Below are 15,470 nucleotides of genomic sequence, written 5' to 3'. Positions count from 1 at the left end.
ATAATTTTACTAGTTTAAGATAATGGCGGTCCCGACCGGGATCGAACCGGCGATCTCCTGCGTGACAGGCAGGCATGTTAACCGCTACACCACGGGACCTTATGTAGCAGCAGCTCTGCTGTCTTCAGCTGATCTGTCTGACTGGTGGAGGATGACGGGATCGAACCGCCGACCCTCTGCTTGTAAGGCAGATGCTCTCCCAGCTGAGCTAATCCTCCAATAGTTACGGCTTCCGATAAGCGGCGCATTCCGTTGTCATCTTCACTCACTCGCTATCCTCACGTACTAACGTACGCTCCGGCGCTCACTCGTTCGATTCCTAGGTCTGCTTGCTTCTCGTAACCCTGATTCTCTTTACTTAAAAAAAGTGAATGACCCCTACGGGATTCGAACCCGTGTTACCGCCGTGAAAGGGCGGTGTCTTAACCGCTTGACCAAGGGGCCGTAATTAAAATAATGGCGGAGAAGGAGGGATTTGAACCCTCGCGCCGCTTACGCGACCTACACCCTTAGCAGGGGCGCCTCTTCAGCCACTTGAGTACTTCCCCATCATTTTATGCTTGTCCAAGATGTGTAATGGCTCCGCAGGCAGGACTCGAACCTGCGACCGATCGGTTAACAGCCGATAGCTCTACCACTGAGCTACTGCGGAATAAAGCAGACTTTCTTTAGTATAACCACTTCTTTAAAGTCTGTCAATGTTCAGTTGAAAAATTCTTGTTTTGCCGCTTATCTCTTACGACGGCTTTTATAATTTATCACACGCCGGTGGTTTAGTCAACTGCTAATTACTGTGTTTTATTTTCCCGCCGCATTTTCCGCAAACATAGCGGAGCGTGTTCATCCTCTTTTTGCGGATGAACTGCATAGAGCAGGCTGTGCATTTATAGGAATAGGTTTTTCTTTCCGTCTTGCTGCTTACAAGCGGTGTACAGAACCTGGGAGCCTTTACTTCTTCCAGCAGCTCTCTAAAATCCTTGTCTCTATGCTTGTAGCCCTTCCCTTCCAGATGGAGATGGTAATGACATAATTCATGTTTAATGATGCCGATCACCTCATCAAGTCCATGTTCCTCCAGATATTTCGGATTAATTTCAATATCGTGTGAGACAAGCAAGTATCTTCCGCCTGTTGTTCTAAGCCTCGGATTAAATCGGGCTGTATGGCTGAATGATTTATTAAAATGAACTTTTGAAATTTCTTCAACAAGTTCCTGCAGTTTTTGTGCCGTCATGGTGAACACCTCTTTAGTAAGAAAGGCAGATTTCGTTTAGTCTTTTGCCAGAATTTTATTTTTCATTCATGCCTAGGCATGCAGAATTTTTGAACGGGACATTTTCCTAAAGCATACATTAGGTAATACCCATATACCATTATAGCGTTTAAGGAGGTGCGGGCAATGCCTTCATGGCTAAAAAATCAGTTAATGCGCGCTTATCTCGAGAAAAACTCCTATCAGATAAAGCTATTGAACCAGTGCTGGTATTTTTACAGAAAAAAACACTGCTCATAGGCAGTGTTTCTTCTTTATTGCTTCACCATTGTGAGGGCTACTCTTCCCTTGTTCAGATCGACAGAATCCACCCACACTGTGACAATGTCTCCAACTGCCACAACATCAAGAGGGTGCTTAACAAATGAATGGCTCAGCTTGGAAATGTGCACAAGCCCGTCCTGTTTGACGCCGATGTCCACAAACGCTCCAAAGTCGACGACGTTACGCACTGTTCCCTGCAGCTCCATCCCAGGATTTAAGTCTTCGAGCTTTAGCACTTCTTTTTTCAGCAGCGGTTTTGCTACTTCATCCCGAGGATCTCTACCTGGACGGATCAGAGCATCGCAAATATCTTTCAGAGTCAGCTCGCCGATTTCATATTGAGCGGCAGCTTCTTTTAAATCCAGCGCTTTAATTTTCTCCTTCAGGTCTTCGCTCCCCAATTTGTGTGAATCTGCATCCAGCTTGTCCAGAAGAGCTTCTACTTCTTTATAGCTTTCCGGGTGAATCCCTGTTCGGTCAAGCGGCTGGCTTCCATCCATTACCCTGAGGAACCCTATGCATTGCTCATAGGTTTTAGCCCCTAGGCGCGGAATGCCCTTCAGCTGTTTGCGGTCGGTAAATTTGCCGAGTTCTTCGCGCTTTTTCACGATATTGCCGGCAACGGTTTTACTCAAGCCAGCTACATATTGAAGCAGTGCCGGTGAAGCGGTATTCACATTTACTCCAACTTGGTTAACAACCGTTTCCACCACAAATGACAGTGAATCATTTAAATTCTTCTGGCTGACGTCATGCTGGTATTGGCCCACACCGACTGATTTAGGATCTATTTTAACAAGCTCAGCAAGCGGATCCTGGAGACGGCGCGCAATGGAGACAGCACTCCGTTCTTCCACCTTGTAATCCGGAAATTCTTCCCTTGCAATATCTGAGGCAGAATAGACACTCGCACCAGCCTCATTGACGATAAGATAATAAAGTTCCCGCTTCACTTCTTTAATGGTGTCGGCAATAAATTGCTCTGTCTCCCTTGAAGCAGTTCCATTCCCGATCGCGATGACTTCAATTTTATATTTTTCAATCAGTTCTTTGACCGTTTTCACTGCCTCGGCTCGCTTGTTCACAGGCGGATGGGGATAAATGACTCCTATATGAAGAACCTTCCCTGTTTCATCCACTGCTGCGAGCTTGCAGCCTGTTCTGTATGCGGGGTCAACGCCAAGGACGAGCTTCCCTTTCAGCGGCGGCTGCAGAAGCAGATTCCGCAGGTTTTCCGAGAAAATATGAATGGCCTGCTCGTCTGCCTTTTCTGTCAATTCTTTGCGGATTTCTCTTTCAACCGCCGGTTCAATCAGCCTCTTATAGGCATCTTGAATAATATCTGTAAGGGCATCTTTTACAACAGTTCTCCTGTTTTTAAATTCATTTCTCTCAAGATACTGCAGAATTCGCTCAGCAGGCGGCTCAACAGAAACCCGGATGATATCCTCTTTTTCCCCTCTGTTCATGGCAAGAACGCGATGAGGAACCACCTTTTGAACAGGCTCTTCATATTCATAGTACATTTCGTAAACTTTCTTCTCATCTTTTTCTTCATTTTTAGAAACAGAAGTGATTTTTCCATGTTTGAATGTTTCTTCGCGTATCCACTGCCGGTATTTCGGAACATCTGCCAGCCGCTCCGCCAAAATGTCTTTTGCACCCTGGATCGCTTCTTCTGCTGTATGTACTTCTTTTTCTTCGCTTATATATTCAGAAGCTTTTTGTTCAAGAGAACCAGAAGCAGGAAAAGTATAAATCCAGTCTGCCAGCGGCTCCAGTCCTTTTTCTTTCGCAATTGTTGCTTTTGTTCTTCTTTTTTGCCTGTAGGGCCTGTAGAGATCCTCGACTTGCTGCAGCTTTAAAGAAGCTTCGATTTTGCTTTTGAGCTCATCAGTCAGCTTGCCCTGTTCTTCAATAAGCCTGATAACTTCTTCTTTGCGGTCTCTTAAATTCAGCTGATATTGCCATTTTTCTGAGATGTCTCTAATTTGCACCTCATCAAGGGCACCCGTTTGTTCTTTTCGATAACGTGCGATAAACGGGACCGTATTTCCTTCTTCCAGAAGGCTGATTACATTTTGAATTTGCTTTGTACTGACTTTCATTTCTTCCGTTATTTGATTCAGTATTAAAGTGTTTTGATTTTCCATTCCAAAACCCCCAGTTCCAGTTGCCTGCTTTTCATTTTAACAGATATTGACCTTTTCAGCCCAAAAGGTTTAAACCTCGAAAACACAAAAATGCCGACCAACTTTTCTTTACAAAAGCTGACCGACAATATAAGTGAGATCATCCATCCTGGCATGAGTATATATTTCAAGAGATTCTGAAATATCTTCGACAGAACGATTGTTTTTGAGAAGAGATTTCACTCCAGGAACCTGCAGTCCGTCTGTATGGACAATAAATTTAGAACCCGGTTCATAAGAATAGGTGTGCACCTTATACTTTTGCGGTTTTCCCGACATATAGCCAAGCACAGGGAGCGGGTAGACAAATCTGTCTGAAGGACTGTAAAGAACAAATCGGACATTTCCGACAGAAGCATAGGTGAATTGCTTCGTGCTGAAATCCACTTTAAAAATAGACACAGTAGCTCCGCGTTTATGCTTTAAAGCTTCATTAGCCCTGCGGAAAAGCGATCCTACATCTTCCTCGTGATGTTCATTTACAATTCGGCTGACTGCCTCTGATGATTCATGGGCAAGTTCACCGCTTCCCAGCCCATCTGAAACAGCGCAAATAAAATAATCATCGGTTGTCACCATTGTAAAGCTGTCCCCGCACAGTGACTTTCCTTGCTTTTTCAGCTGAAAAGCCAAAGCATGCACATGGCTGTTTGATTCAATATCAATCATTGATACAACTCCATGGATTTATCTGCAGCAAGTGCTTCCCGGAGTTTATGAATGGCTCTTCTTTGCAGTCTGGAAACATGCATCTGTGATATCTCAAGTTCTTCGCCAGTTTCCTTCTGGCTTTTGTTTTCTATATAGGTCAGCTGAATAATCTGCTTTTCCCGTTCCGTCAGAACATGGAGCACACTTTCAAGCATCATTCGCTGATTAACCTTTTCATAGCCTTCTTCTCTTGAACCGACAATATCAAGAATTGTGACCGTGCTTCCATCTGAATCAGCCTCAATAGAATGGTCAACAGAAAGAGCCTGGTAGCTTTTCCCCATCTCCATCGTTTCAAGCACTTCTTCTTCCGTAACCCCTAAATGGTCTGCTATTTCAAACACTTGAGGTGATCTTTGGTAAGCATTTGTCAGTTCATCGACAGCTGACTTAATTTTCGGACCAAGCTCTTTAATCCTCCGCGGAACATGAACACTCCAAGTTTTATCGCGCAGAAATCTTTTGATTTCGCCGATGATTGTCGGGATCGCGAAAGCTTCAAATGATTTGCCGACTGACGGATCAAACCTTCTGATAGCTCCCAGGAGACCGATCATGCCGACCTGCATCAAATCTTCATGAAAGCTCTTCCCCTTGGAATATTTCTTTGCCAATGTTTCCACAAGGCTTGCATAGTGCTTTACAAGTGAAGTTTGAGCCGCATCGTCCTGGCTTTCCTGGTAGGTTTTTATTAGGTCGTTAACTTCTTCTTTAGTTAGCTTCGTAGTTTGTGACGGCTGTGTCATTCTTCACCCGCTCCCCGTTTAAAAGCTTTGTTAAATAGACTGTTACGCCTTCGTCTATTTGAACTCTGACCTCATCCATGAGGGCTTCCATTAAATATAAGCCAAGCCCTCCTTCCGAAAGAGAGTCAACTTGGGAAGAGGAAGAATAGGGTCCAAGCTCGCTCTTTTTCTGTTCAAAATTAAAGCTCTGGCCCTTATCAGAAACGACGACTTCCAGCCTGTCTTCATAGATGGCATAGCCAATCGTTACTTCGCCTTTTTGAACGTTTTTATAAGCGTGCTGCACGGCATTTGTACATGCTTCGCTAGTCGCAATTTTCAAATCTTCAATTTCATCATACGTATAGCCCATTCGGCTTGCGATCCCCGAGAGTGTCAGGCGTACGATGCCAACATACTCGGGTTTGGCCGGAATTTTCATTTCCACATAATCAACTAATGGATTCATTGCACACCATCCTCCGCTTTTGAAGAAATATCAATGATGTCATTTAGCCCAGTTATGCCGAACAGTCTTGAAAGCCGGTCTGATAATTCTACAAGCTGAAGCTTGCCGTTATTCCTGCGGACGGCCTTCAATAGGCCGACAAAAACGCCAAGGCCTGTACTGTCCATATAGGAAACATCTTTAAGAGAAATCACAAGGCTGACGTTCTCCCGATCGGCAAGAGGCATCAGTTCTTCTCTTAGCTTTGGTGCTGTAAAGGCATCTATTTCGCCAGCTACGCTGACTTTAATTTGGTCATTATCTTCTCTCGTTACGGTTTGCAAATTCATATCATTTCACCTCGGAAACATTAAATTGCGTTATATACTATCTATTCTTTTCCCGCTGCTTAAAAAGCCTAAACATTTCTGCGGATAATAATAAAGGTAAAATCATCCCTTAGCTGAAAATCCTGCATCTGGAGGAAATCCTGGTAAATTTTCTCCGCAATCTGCTGGGCAGGAAGGTGCATATATTCCTTTATCCTGTCCGTAATATAGGATCTTTCGATAAATCCGTCTTCCCCGCGCGTTTCGGAAACGCCATCGGAAAACAGAACAATCATATCACCGGGATCTATTCTTTTTTCAAACTGGCTGTATTTTACATTTTGATCAATCCCAAGCACGAGTCCTTTAGCATCAAGGTCTGAAAACAATTCCTCTGCATGAGAAAAATGAAAGCCAGGTTCATGTCCCGCTGACGCGTAATTAAACATGTGGCTTTCTGTATCATACTTACCGTAAAACATGGTAATAAACATGCTTGGATCAACGTTCTGCTCCACAACACTGTTTAAATTTTCCAGCACTTGGTTCGGGTATTTCCTTGATTCAGGCAGACTGTCCATCGCGTATTTGATCATGGACATACAAAGAGCTGCCGGGATGCCTTTGCCGATAACATCAGCCAGGGCTATGCTGACGCCGTTTTTGTCCTGCACAAAATGATAGTAATCCCCGTTCATCTGCTTGGACGGAATGCTGACTGCCCCGATATCAAGGCCTTCAGCTTCAGGCACAGATGTTTCCAGCAGCGTCTGCTGCACATTTGCGGCAATCTCAATTTCAGATTTTATCTCCTGCTGTTTATCCCGCAGAATCTGATGTTCCTGATAAGCCAGTCCATAACCGATCATGACCTCCAGCAAAAAATCAAGAGAGTGAAGAATATCCTGCTGAATGTCAGGAAAAAGATCCTGCAATACTTTTCGGTGGATGCTGACAATCTCCTCCGGAGGAATCTGCTGTTCGATTGTTTTCCTGCTGAATTTCTGTCCTTGATAGAGGGCCGTTTCCGTTAACTCATTTATATAGTTATTCAGTAACTCTCTATATTTCCGTTCGAAAATTTCCTGGAATTCCATTAAGCTTCCTCCTAGCGAAGCCATTTAACCGCTTGGATATCGGTACCCTCTCCCTTGCTTGAATGGATATTAAACTCATCCATCAGGCGTTTTACGCCGGGCAACCCCGCACCAAGTCCGCCGGAAGTGGAGAATCCATCTTCCATTACCTTGCGGATGTCAGGGATTCCCGGGCCGTTGTCTATGGCTATAATTTTTAAACCCTGTCTGCCGAATTCGCTGATTCGTTCAATGCAAATTTGGCCTTGTCCGGCATATAAATAAATGTTTCTTGCGAGTTCAGAAATGGCAGTAGTTATTCTTGCCTGGTCAACTGTGCCAAAACCGAGCTCCTTTGCGACATTTCGTCCCAGCTGGCGGGCTGCCACGATGTCCCACTCAGTGACAATCTTTACACAGGATTGGTTATCCATAAATTAGTCCCCCAATTCCTGCTGTAATGACTCAAGCCCTTTTTCAAGATCTAATGCTGTTTCCACATCCTCTAAATGGATTCCAAGTTCGATCAGTGTAATAGCTACAGCCGGCTGAATGCCTGTCAGCACCACTTTTGCTCCCATCAGCTTAGACATACTGATAACGTCGCCTATTACCTTTGCAATAAAGGAATCTATTACATCTACAGATGTCAGGTCAATGACGACTCCGTTAGCGCCTGTTTCGTGGATCTTCTGAAGAAGATCTTCTTGAAACTGGAGCGCCGTCTGGTCATCAAGCTCCCATTGAATGGAAACAAGCAGGCAATTTTTTAATTTTAGAATCGGTATTCTCGGAGTTCTCACTGGTATTCCCCCATTGAAACAATTTTCCTGTCTGTCATTTCCAAAGCACTTTCTATTCCTTTTTGCAGTGTATTTTTCGTGATCAATTTCTCCAGGTTAATTCCTAAATTCACAATCGTTTGCGCGATTTCAGGACGGATGCCGACAAGCAGGCACTTTGCTCCTACCAGCCTGACCGCTTCCGCTGCCTGGATGACATGATGCGCAACCATTGTGTCAACGACAGGAACTCCGGTAATATCGATCAAAACAACCTCAGCTCTGTGTTTTACTACTCCCTGAAGAAGGTTTTCCATAATCCGTTTTGCCCTTTCCGTATCAATCGTGCCGATTAGCGGCATGACCGTGATATTATCAAAAACCGGAATCAAAGGAGCGGACAGCTCCTGAAGGGCAACCCTTTGCAATGTGACCGTCCTTTCCCACGAAGAGGCGTAGTGATGGATCACTTCAAAGGTAAGGGGTGTAAAGTGTTTATCAAATAAATGCACTAGACCGATTTTTTCCTGATCAGAGGATTCAGCTGTCAATCCGTCATAAATCAGCCTGCTCAGTTCTTTTAAGCTTGAAACAATGTAATGAAGCGACCAGCCAAGCTGCACGACTTTTGATGAAAATTCATTTAATTGTTCCTCTTGCTTGTCATCCGGATTTCTCAGATAATGAATCAGAATGTCAATAAATTCCCGGACCACCTGATCGTATACTGCAGCAGAAATCATGCTGGATACTTTCCGATCATCTATTTCTTTCAGTATTCGCGTCCACTGCTGTATAAGATCTTCCTGATGTTCCATAATGAAATCCAAAATCGGATTTCCGGATTGCCGGCTCATGGCGCTTCCTCCTTAAACTGCGGTGATTGCTTGTCCTGTAAATTTTTACTCCTGTTTACCATTATACCTATTTACGTAAACAAAAAAAAGGAATCTGGCGATATTCCGTCTTCCTTATAATGTAATATAAAAATACAGACACCTAAAAGCTGCCTGCTCCAATCCTAACATTACAGCAAAAAGGGAGCTGCTGCTTGCAACTCCCTTCCTATACATTGCGTATTAAACTATTTCTGTGTTGCCTGCCTGTATTCCAGTTTCAATTACAGCACAGTATTCAGTGTACTAAAAATCAATCAGACCAAGGCTGATTTGCAGAGCTTCATCAACCTTATCCATCATTTCATCATCAAGATGAGTAATCTTGTCTGTCAATCTTTGTTTGTCAATTGTTCGAATCTGTTCCAGTAGTATAACGGAGTCTCTTTCAAACCCATAACGCTTTGCATCAATTTCCACATGCGTAGGAAGCTTTGCTTTTTGAATTTGAGCGGTTATCGCAGCAACAATGACAGTAGGACTGAATCTGTTACCAATATCATTTTGAATAATTAAAACCGGACGTACGCCTCCTTGTTCAGAGCCGACAACAGGAGATAAATCTGCAAAATAAACGTCGCCGCGCTTAACTATCAACGGATTACCCCCCGCTTACTAAGCGGTCAACAGTGTGGTCAGCCTCAGACTCTGCCAAAAAAGCTTCAGATGCAATATTCAGATTGATTTTGGCCATTTCCATGTATCCTCTTCTCATGGATTCACGGATCTGACGTTTCTTTCGCTCACGAATATACATTTTGGTTGCTTGATAAATAAGCTCGCTTCGATTTCCGTTTTCTTGTTTTACAAGACCGTCCAATTCTGAGACTAATGTCTGCGGTAAGCGGATCAAAATTTCAGTTGTTGCGCTGGACTCAGACACAAACACACACCTCCAACAAACTTACACACCCGTTATTCATTCCTAGTCAATCATAACATTAAAAAAATCGGAAGCAAAGCCATTTTTCGCAATAATTCTTCAATATTATAGACAATCTGGTATCTTTTTTATACAAGTTCTCATTATCTAGCTCAGAAGGTAATTTTTCACTTTCATTATACTCCCGTTTTTCAAATACATTCTTGGAACCCGCGCAGCCATCATACAGGTCACTTCATAATTAATGGTTTCAAGCCGTTCTGCGATTTCATCAACAGGAATAAAAGCTTCACCCTGTCTGCCGATTAATGTCACTTTCTCTCCCGTCTTCACTTCGCCGGGCAGCCTGATGAGGCATTGGTCCATGCAGATTCTGCCGATAATCGGCACCCTCTCTCCGTTCAGCAGCACTTCTGACCCTTTCAGCTTTCGGATCCAGCCGTCAGCATATCCGACAGGCAGCGTCCCTGCCCACATATCCTCTTCGGCTGTGAAAGTGGCTCCGTAGCTGACGCTCTCCCCTTTTTTCAGCTTTTTCACCTGCACAATCCTTGTGTGCAGCGAGAGCGCTTCTTCCAGCGGAAAAGGGAGCTCGCTCTTCATTTCCGCTGATGGGCTTAGGCCGTACATGGAGATGCCGAGCCGGACGGCATTAAAGTGCTTTGCCGGAAACCGGAGCCCTGCTGCGCTGTTCGCACAGTGAACAAGCCAGTTTTCTGCAGGCAGTCCTTCCAAGAGCTCTTCAAACCGTGCGGCCTGTTTCTCAAAGTAACCTGTATCCAATTCATCAGCAGTGGCAAAATGTGTGTATATTCCTTTAATTTCAACCTTTTCTGCAGAAGCGGCATACGCAGCGAACCGGTCAAGTGCATCCTTTTCTGTAAATCCAAGCCGGCCCATGCCTGTATCGAGCTTTATATGAATGGAAAGTTTTTTATCATGAAGATGGGAGGCCGCTTCTTTCAGCCACTCCTCTGAAAATACTGTCAAAGCTATTTGGTGCTCGGCGGCTAGTGCAGCATCGCCCGCTCTCGCAGCTCCAAGAACAAGAATGGGAGCTTTAATGCCGGCGCTGCGAAGGTACAGCCCTTCATCCAGAAAAGCCACAGCCAAGCTTTCAGCACCTGCTGCAAGCGCAGCTTCAGCTACTTCTGCATATCCGTGACCATAAGCGTTTGCTTTTACCACAGCTATAATTTTTACCTTTTCCCCGCTAAGCTTTTTCATATTCCGTACGTTATTCTGAATAGCATCAAGGTTAATTTCAGCCCATGTATCCCGGTAAAATGGTTCCTCAATCATCGATGTGACACTTCCTCGCTAAAGTTTCTCCATCATTGATTATCAAACTTTAAAGCAAGGATTGTCAAATGAGTTCTGAACAAAAAAACCGGATGGCACCGCCATCCGGAGAGGTTACTTGGCAGACTGCCCTTGAACAGAACGAGCAACCGAAATCAATTCATCAGGTGTTAAATTCTCAGAAGCAATCATGTACTGCACGCGGTTATTGGTCCACGAAATGGACTTCTTGGTCAGAGAGCCAACCGTAAAGCCGAGATCCGCAGGAGTCCCGCTGACCGGCGTGGCAGCATCTGACGGAGGTGATACTGCTGCAGGCTCCTGAATCATTGTAAAAGCCTTTTTCCCGCCAAAGGTCATAATCACCCGTTTACCGTTTTCTGTTTTTATTTCCTTCTGTGTTTTCAAAGATACTTTATCAGGCAGGCTAAGCGGGTATTTTACAGCAAACGGCTCAGCATTGGCTGAAGCGTTAGCCGGAACATCCAGCAGCGCAAACGACATGTTTTTATGCATATCAAACGAGTCTTTGTCAAAAGAGGAATTAAACTGGAACTTTGTGAATTCAACCGTTACAAGAGGATTCCGGTCCTGATCCATCACTTTTACAACAGATGGCGAGAGATCGTTTTTATTAAAGGAAATTTCTTGAAAAGGGAGCATTTTATTATTTTGATAGTTGGTTTTTGTTTCAAAAACGTAGTGGGAATCTGTTGATTTGAAGACCGGCTTCTTGTCATCCATGACATCCTTTACCAATGATTCAAACAAGTATGCCTGGCTGCTGTTTTTCGGCCAGTCGCTTTGAAAACGGAAGCTCTTGTTCAAGGCAGGCGTCAGGACATAAACACCTTCGTCATTCCGCAGAATCATCTGGCTTTGTTCCTTATCCGCGCTTTTCAGGCTTACACGGTAGTAGGAAGGCTGCTTGTGCCAGATCTCCACGTTGTATACCTGCGGTTCACTTCCCGTCTGAAGCGTCATTTTGGCTTCTGCCTTATAGCCGTTCAGACTTTCAACCTTTTTGTCCAGCCCTTTTACAACATCAGACTGCGACTTGTTGCCGCATGCTGCCATTACCAGCACTGCCATCAGCACTGTTACGATCAGAGCGAAGCTTTTCTTCAACCTTTCCAACCCCTTTATCTCATATGGCCTTGAAAAAGGGAGCGCATGCAAAGCGGGCATCAGAAAAGCCCCTCTGACGTCTTGTCTCCCTATCGCATTACCAAATATATGAGAAGGGTGATGGCAATATGCAGACTAGCATGACAGGCTTTCAATTATTACCTGCGCTGCAGCGAATTCCTTTGAATGAGTAATGGAAAGATGAATTCTCTCGCCTCCGCTGCATTTTTTCGACTGCATCACAGGCTTCCCTGAATCATCATTTGAGGTCTCAGCATCCTGAAAGCTTAAATCCTCTCCAATTCCTGTCCCCAGGGCTTTTGCAAAAGCTTCTTTAGCAGCAAACCTTCCCGCCAAATATTCCGCCTGCCTTCTTCCATTAAGGCGCAAATATTTCTTCTGTTCGCTTTCAGTCAAAATTCTTTTATAAAATCTGGGCTGCCGTTTTTGCGCATCAGAGATTCTTTCAATTTCTACCAAATCAATTCCCGTGCCTTTGATCATTTGCTGTCACCTGCTTTTTAAACTGTTGGCGCCTGTACTAAAACGGCTGGATTTCCCGTAGGATGAAATATAATCGTGCGAAAGGAGGATCCTTCTCTGTTTACAAGAACAGAAAGCTTCCGTGTCTATCTTTCCAGATATCCAGCTGTTTCCGCGCTTTGTTTCATTCACTTGGTTTTGTTCCTGCTTTTATTGGTTCCGGCTCAGCCGCTGATGTTCCTGTTTGCTTCTCTTGACGGATATAACCTCGGCATTGCTGAAGGGGAATGGTGGCGCCTCATCACGCCGATCTTTCTGCATGCAAACTTCAGCCATTTATTTTTCAATACAGTTTCGCTTATTATTTTCGCTCCGCCGCTTGAGGTATCTTTAAAAAAGGGGAAATTCCTTCTGCTGTATGTTCTCTGCGGGGTTACGGCAAATGCCGCCACCTTTTTTATTGAGCCTCTTGAGTATTCCCATATCGGTGCATCGGGAGCCATATTCGGACTGTTCGGCGTCTTCCTCTATATGGCGTTTTTTCGAAAAGAAGCTATTTCTAAAGCTAATTCACAGCTGGTGATCATCATCCTTGCTGTCGGGTTCCTGACTTCTTTTTTATACAGTCAAATTAATATTGCGGCCCATGTATTTGGCTTTTTGGCTGGAATGGCTCTTGCTCCTCTTTTTTTAAGGCGCCGATAGTCCTGCCGGGCTTCCGGGAATACCAGCTTTCGATCTCCATTGCATCCCGAAGCTCCGTGCCAAACAGGGAGAAGCGGGCGCCAAGCATGCCTGAAATGACGGAAGTGTGAATGGATGCCAGGTTTTTGCGCTTTTGAAAAAACGATTGATCACTTCTGAAAATCTGCATGTGCCTTTTTTGAAGAAGTGCTGTTGTTTTGCCTAGGCTTCTTGATTGAATCGACAGCTGTTGGCCAGCAATAGAATAACCTGCGTCCCTGTGGCATTTCAAACCAAACAGCAAAGCAGCCGGGAGCAGCAGCAATGCGAGAAGCCCCCATGGCCTGAAAAGAAGAACCGCTAATGCTGCAATCAAAAGCACCGGGATTAAAGGAAGAAGCACGTAGCGGGTTTTTGCCCTCTTCGCAGCATGCTTCAGAGTGTCAGGCAGGGTGTAGGAAGGAGCAAATTCCTTCAGCAGCTCTGAAACTTTTTCTTTTTTCACAATCGGGAAAAGAGTGGCAGACACTGGTTCTCCCTTTTTTCCGCTGCCTGCTGTCACTAGCTGCACAGATGCATACCCAAATGGCTCCCGCAGCACCCCTTCTGTTACTTTGATCGCCTGTATGCGGGAAAGCGGAATGGTCATCTGGTTTTTTTCAAGCAAACCGCCTGAAATGTATAACTTGTCCTCCCGCCGTTCTGCTTTAAAAGAAGTATATTTAAAAATCGTGCCGAGCATGCTGATCAGCCAGACAATGAAAAATCCAATCAAAATTCCTGCTGCATATACAGCAAAACCCGCTTTCGCCAAAAAGCTGAATTCTTTAAAAAGACTGTCCCACGGAATCAGCTGATCCACCTGTGAATAAAGAGCAAAAGCAGCAGGCAGAATGACTCCGATGCCGCTTGACGTTGAAGCTGCAATCAAAAGCTCCTTATTGCTGATGCGGAAAACGGGATGTGTTTGTTCCTCCCTTCCCTCCACCAGAACTTCTTCCTGCTGCTTATCCCTGTTCAGCACAGAGCGGAGTTCTTCAGCATTTTTCTTCCGAATTGCCTTCAGTTCACCCTCAGCCTGCTTTCCCCCGCCAGCTGTCTCAACCTGAAGCTTCACAAGACCAAAAAGCTGCTGAACAAGCCCTTCACTTGTATGGATCGTTTGAATTCTATCAATCGGAATGTATCTTTTTTTCTGGACAAATATACCGCTCTCAATTCGAAGCTCTCCATCTTCAACTCTATAAGTAAACCGAACCCAGGAAAGGATACTGAAAACAAGAATTAAAACAAATATCCCTCCTGCAGCAGCAAATTTCCAGCCGGGAGAAAGCCCGTTATTTCCGTTAAAAAACAGAAAAATCACAAGCGGGATAATCATTTCCTTAATCATTTTCCCTACATTTAAGATTACAGCGGCCGGATGAAGCCTTTTTGGCTTATTCATCATCATCCGTCACCCTCGCAAGCCTTGAAATAAAGTCCCGCAGCCCATCTGCCTCTGCCACCCCAAGAGCCGGTATCTCATGCTTTGTAGCAGCCGTTGTTATTTCAACAGTAGCAAGGCCGTACTTTTTCAGCAGGGGACCCTGCTTTGTATCAACATGCTGCACCTTTACCATTGGAATGATCACCCTTCTCACAACAAACAAGCCATACTGAAGATCCACCTCATGCTCATGAATCTCATACCGCCATACTCTGTGCCGGAGCATCGGCACTAGCCATGCCGCATAAAAAAGATACACGGCTGCAAGCAAGTATAAAACAGCTATCACCCACATCGGCCACTCTTGATACGCAAATAAAACATTCAATCCAATAACAGCAGCAAGAAACAAAAGGCCGGCCACAAACCCAGTAATCCGCCAAACCGTCAACGCCCTCCTGCTAATCTGATTTTTCGGCGACTCTCTCAATTCCATTCCCCTTACTCCTTGTGTATGTATTATTTCCAGTATAAAGGAAAGAGGGTTGGAGGGGGAGATTTTCTGGATGGGGGGAGGGGGTCCGGTGCACTGGTTATTTGGATCCTGCATATAAACAAGGGGAGTCGCATGGATTCTTTGGATCCTGCATATAAAGGGCTTAACCTGCATTTAAATTTCCAAAAGCCGCATATAAAATTCTTTAACCCGCAAATAAATTCTTGAAAGCTGCAAATAAAATCGCTGAACCCGCATATAAACGGCATTTTGAAGCGCTGATCGAAGGTCGATTCCGTAAAATGATGCTGATTTGCCAGTAAAATGAGCTGTTTTGTTAGCATTATGGCTTAGAGAAGGTGCTTTTTT

20 protein-coding genes and 5 tRNA genes are annotated in these 15,470 nt (G+C 44.6%); 2 read left to right on the top strand and 23 right to left on the bottom strand.

Translation table 11 applies throughout. The features are described from left to right. Positions 1-23: 23 nt before the first annotated feature. From LRR81_RS20965 to LRR81_RS20940, 6 genes are all read right to left on the bottom strand, one after another. Positions 24-99, bottom strand: a tRNA-Asp gene (locus LRR81_RS20965). A 43-nt stretch (positions 100-142) separates the two neighbouring features. Further along, positions 143-218, bottom strand: a tRNA-Val gene (locus LRR81_RS20960). 154 nt (positions 219-372) lie between these two features. Further along, positions 373-444 (bottom strand) — tRNA-Glu (locus tag LRR81_RS20955). A 13-nt stretch (positions 445-457) separates the two neighbouring features. Next, positions 458-548: transfer RNA gene (locus LRR81_RS20950), tRNA-Ser, on the bottom strand. Positions 549-577: 29 nt separating this feature from the next. Further along, a tRNA-Asn gene (locus LRR81_RS20945) sits at positions 578-652 on the bottom strand. A gap of 132 nt (positions 653-784) precedes the next feature. After that, on the bottom strand, positions 785-1,234 hold the full coding sequence (locus LRR81_RS20940; RefSeq protein ID WP_231791367.1) for a SprT family protein: 450 nt from the start codon (positions 1,232-1,234) through the stop codon (positions 785-787). Positions 1,235-1,399: 165 nt separating this feature from the next. On the opposite strand from LRR81_RS20940, the gene cmpA reads away from it, so the two are divergent. Then, positions 1,400-1,513 (top strand): cortex morphogenetic protein CmpA, encoded by a 114-nt coding sequence (gene cmpA / locus LRR81_RS20935; RefSeq protein WP_231791366.1) that lies wholly within the window; start codon positions 1,400-1,402, stop codon positions 1,511-1,513. Between the two features lie 14 nt (positions 1,514-1,527). Here cmpA and LRR81_RS20930 read toward each other — a convergent pair whose 3' ends face one another. The 14 genes from LRR81_RS20930 to acpS form a co-directional block, all read right to left on the bottom strand. After that, positions 1,528-3,690 carry a Tex family protein gene (locus tag LRR81_RS20930; RefSeq protein WP_231791365.1) on the bottom strand — a complete coding sequence of 721 codons (2,163 nt, stop codon included), beginning with the start codon at positions 3,688-3,690 and terminating at the stop codon, positions 1,528-1,530. Positions 3,691-3,798: 108 nt separating this feature from the next. Then, positions 3,799-4,398 (bottom strand): PP2C family serine/threonine-protein phosphatase, encoded by a 600-nt coding sequence (locus tag LRR81_RS20925; RefSeq protein ID WP_231791364.1) that lies wholly within the window; start codon positions 4,396-4,398, stop codon positions 3,799-3,801. After that, on the bottom strand, positions 4,395-5,186 hold the full coding sequence (gene sigB, locus LRR81_RS20920; RefSeq protein ID WP_231791363.1) for an RNA polymerase sigma factor SigB: 792 nt from the start codon (positions 5,184-5,186) through the stop codon (positions 4,395-4,397). Before sigB ends, LRR81_RS20925 begins: the two co-directional genes overlap by 4 nt. Continuing rightward, positions 5,152-5,634 carry an anti-sigma B factor RsbW gene (gene rsbW, locus LRR81_RS20915; protein ID WP_231791362.1) on the bottom strand — a complete coding sequence of 161 codons (483 nt, stop codon included), beginning with the start codon at positions 5,632-5,634 and terminating at the stop codon, positions 5,152-5,154. Before rsbW ends, sigB begins: the two co-directional genes overlap by 35 nt. Further along, complete coding sequence (locus LRR81_RS20910) at positions 5,631-5,963, bottom strand: anti-sigma factor antagonist (protein ID WP_231791361.1); 333 nt, start codon at positions 5,961-5,963, stop codon at positions 5,631-5,633. The genes rsbW and LRR81_RS20910 overlap by 4 nt, the downstream gene beginning before the upstream one ends. A gap of 68 nt (positions 5,964-6,031) precedes the next feature. Further along, a complete protein-coding gene (locus tag LRR81_RS20905; protein WP_231791360.1) occupies positions 6,032-7,039 on the bottom strand; it encodes a PP2C family protein-serine/threonine phosphatase in 1,008 nt (335 codons plus the stop codon). An 11-nt stretch (positions 7,040-7,050) separates the two neighbouring features. Beyond that, the gene (locus LRR81_RS20900) at positions 7,051-7,452 is read right to left on the bottom strand and encodes an anti-sigma regulatory factor (RefSeq protein WP_231791359.1); all 402 of its coding nucleotides are present in this window, start codon (positions 7,450-7,452) and stop codon (positions 7,051-7,053) included. Between the two features lie 3 nt (positions 7,453-7,455). Beyond that, positions 7,456-7,821, bottom strand: a complete 366-nt coding sequence (locus LRR81_RS20895) for an STAS domain-containing protein (protein WP_231791358.1) — start codon at positions 7,819-7,821, stop codon at positions 7,456-7,458. Beyond that, positions 7,818-8,657, bottom strand: a complete 840-nt coding sequence (locus LRR81_RS20890) for an STAS domain-containing protein (protein WP_231791357.1) — start codon at positions 8,655-8,657, stop codon at positions 7,818-7,820. Before LRR81_RS20890 ends, LRR81_RS20895 begins: the two co-directional genes overlap by 4 nt. Before the next feature lie 285 nt (positions 8,658-8,942). Next, on the bottom strand, positions 8,943-9,293 hold the full coding sequence (gene ndoA / locus LRR81_RS20885) for a type II toxin-antitoxin system endoribonuclease NdoA (protein ID WP_035404386.1): 351 nt from the start codon (positions 9,291-9,293) through the stop codon (positions 8,943-8,945). A 4-nt stretch (positions 9,294-9,297) separates the two neighbouring features. Continuing rightward, positions 9,298-9,579 carry a CopG family ribbon-helix-helix protein gene (locus LRR81_RS20880; RefSeq protein WP_231791356.1) on the bottom strand — a complete coding sequence of 94 codons (282 nt, stop codon included), beginning with the start codon at positions 9,577-9,579 and terminating at the stop codon, positions 9,298-9,300. 147 nt (positions 9,580-9,726) lie between these two features. Continuing rightward, positions 9,727-10,881, bottom strand: a complete 1,155-nt coding sequence (alr, locus tag LRR81_RS20875; protein ID WP_231791355.1) for an alanine racemase — start codon at positions 10,879-10,881, stop codon at positions 9,727-9,729. A 114-nt stretch (positions 10,882-10,995) separates the two neighbouring features. Beyond that, positions 10,996-12,018, bottom strand: coding sequence for a LolA family protein (locus LRR81_RS20870; protein ID WP_231791354.1), 1,023 nt, complete (start codon positions 12,016-12,018; stop codon positions 10,996-10,998). A gap of 126 nt (positions 12,019-12,144) precedes the next feature. Then, a complete protein-coding gene (acpS, locus tag LRR81_RS20865; protein ID WP_231791353.1) occupies positions 12,145-12,513 on the bottom strand; it encodes a holo-ACP synthase in 369 nt (122 codons plus the stop codon). A 75-nt stretch (positions 12,514-12,588) separates the two neighbouring features. Here acpS and LRR81_RS20860 point away from each other — a divergent pair, with 75 nt between their 5' ends. After that, positions 12,589-13,197, top strand: a complete 609-nt coding sequence (locus LRR81_RS20860; RefSeq protein ID WP_231791352.1) for a rhomboid family intramembrane serine protease — start codon at positions 12,589-12,591, stop codon at positions 13,195-13,197. Here LRR81_RS20860 and LRR81_RS20855 read toward each other — a convergent pair. The 3 genes from LRR81_RS20855 to LRR81_RS20845 all read right to left on the bottom strand — a co-directional run. After that, complete coding sequence (locus tag LRR81_RS20855; protein WP_231791351.1) at positions 13,124-14,626, bottom strand: PH domain-containing protein; 1,503 nt, start codon at positions 14,624-14,626, stop codon at positions 13,124-13,126. The genes LRR81_RS20860 and LRR81_RS20855 overlap by 74 nt on opposite strands. Further along, the gene (locus LRR81_RS20850) at positions 14,616-15,095 is read right to left on the bottom strand and encodes a PH domain-containing protein (protein ID WP_231791368.1); all 480 of its coding nucleotides are present in this window, start codon (positions 15,093-15,095) and stop codon (positions 14,616-14,618) included. The genes LRR81_RS20855 and LRR81_RS20850 overlap by 11 nt, the downstream gene beginning before the upstream one ends. Positions 15,096-15,275: 180 nt before the next feature. Beyond that, a partial coding sequence (locus LRR81_RS20845; RefSeq protein WP_231791350.1) for a hypothetical protein occupies positions 15,276-15,470 on the bottom strand: 195 nt, incomplete at its 5' end.

The sequence above is a fragment of the Metabacillus kandeliae genome (assembly GCF_021166585.1).
Taxonomy (GTDB): Bacteria; Bacillota; Bacilli; order Bacillales; family Bacillaceae; genus Metabacillus_B; species Metabacillus_B kandeliae.
The sequence above is the reverse complement of the archived record's forward strand: the minus strand, read 5'-3'. Positions and strand labels throughout refer to the sequence as shown.

What these genes read in the sequence shown, in the direction of transcription:
- LRR81_RS20940 (WP_231791367.1), bottom strand. Translation starts at nt 1,234, where the DNA reads ATGACGGCACAAAAACTGCAGGAACTTGTTGAAGAAATTTCAAAAGTT.
- cmpA (WP_231791366.1), top strand. Translation starts at nt 1,400, where the DNA reads ATGCCTTCATGGCTAAAAAATCAGTTAATGCGCGCTTATCTCGAGAAA.
- LRR81_RS20930 (WP_231791365.1), bottom strand. Translation starts at nt 3,690, where the DNA reads ATGGAAAATCAAAACACTTTAATACTGAATCAAATAACGGAAGAAATG.
- LRR81_RS20925 (WP_231791364.1), bottom strand. Translation starts at nt 4,398, where the DNA reads ATGATTGATATTGAATCAAACAGCCATGTGCATGCTTTGGCTTTTCAG.
- sigB (WP_231791363.1), bottom strand. Translation starts at nt 5,186, where the DNA reads ATGACACAGCCGTCACAAACTACGAAGCTAACTAAAGAAGAAGTTAAC.
- rsbW (WP_231791362.1), bottom strand. Translation starts at nt 5,634, where the DNA reads ATGAATCCATTAGTTGATTATGTGGAAATGAAAATTCCGGCCAAACCC.
- LRR81_RS20910 (WP_231791361.1), bottom strand. Translation starts at nt 5,963, where the DNA reads ATGAATTTGCAAACCGTAACGAGAGAAGATAATGACCAAATTAAAGTC.
- LRR81_RS20905 (WP_231791360.1), bottom strand. Translation starts at nt 7,039, where the DNA reads ATGGAATTCCAGGAAATTTTCGAACGGAAATATAGAGAGTTACTGAAT.
- LRR81_RS20900 (WP_231791359.1), bottom strand. Translation starts at nt 7,452, where the DNA reads ATGGATAACCAATCCTGTGTAAAGATTGTCACTGAGTGGGACATCGTG.
- LRR81_RS20890 (WP_231791357.1), bottom strand. Translation starts at nt 8,657, where the DNA reads ATGAGCCGGCAATCCGGAAATCCGATTTTGGATTTCATTATGGAACAT.
- alr (WP_231791355.1), bottom strand. Translation starts at nt 10,881, where the DNA reads ATGATTGAGGAACCATTTTACCGGGATACATGGGCTGAAATTAACCTT.
- acpS (WP_231791353.1), bottom strand. Translation starts at nt 12,513, where the DNA reads ATGATCAAAGGCACGGGAATTGATTTGGTAGAAATTGAAAGAATCTCT.
- LRR81_RS20855 (WP_231791351.1), bottom strand. Translation starts at nt 14,626, where the DNA reads ATGATGAATAAGCCAAAAAGGCTTCATCCGGCCGCTGTAATCTTAAAT.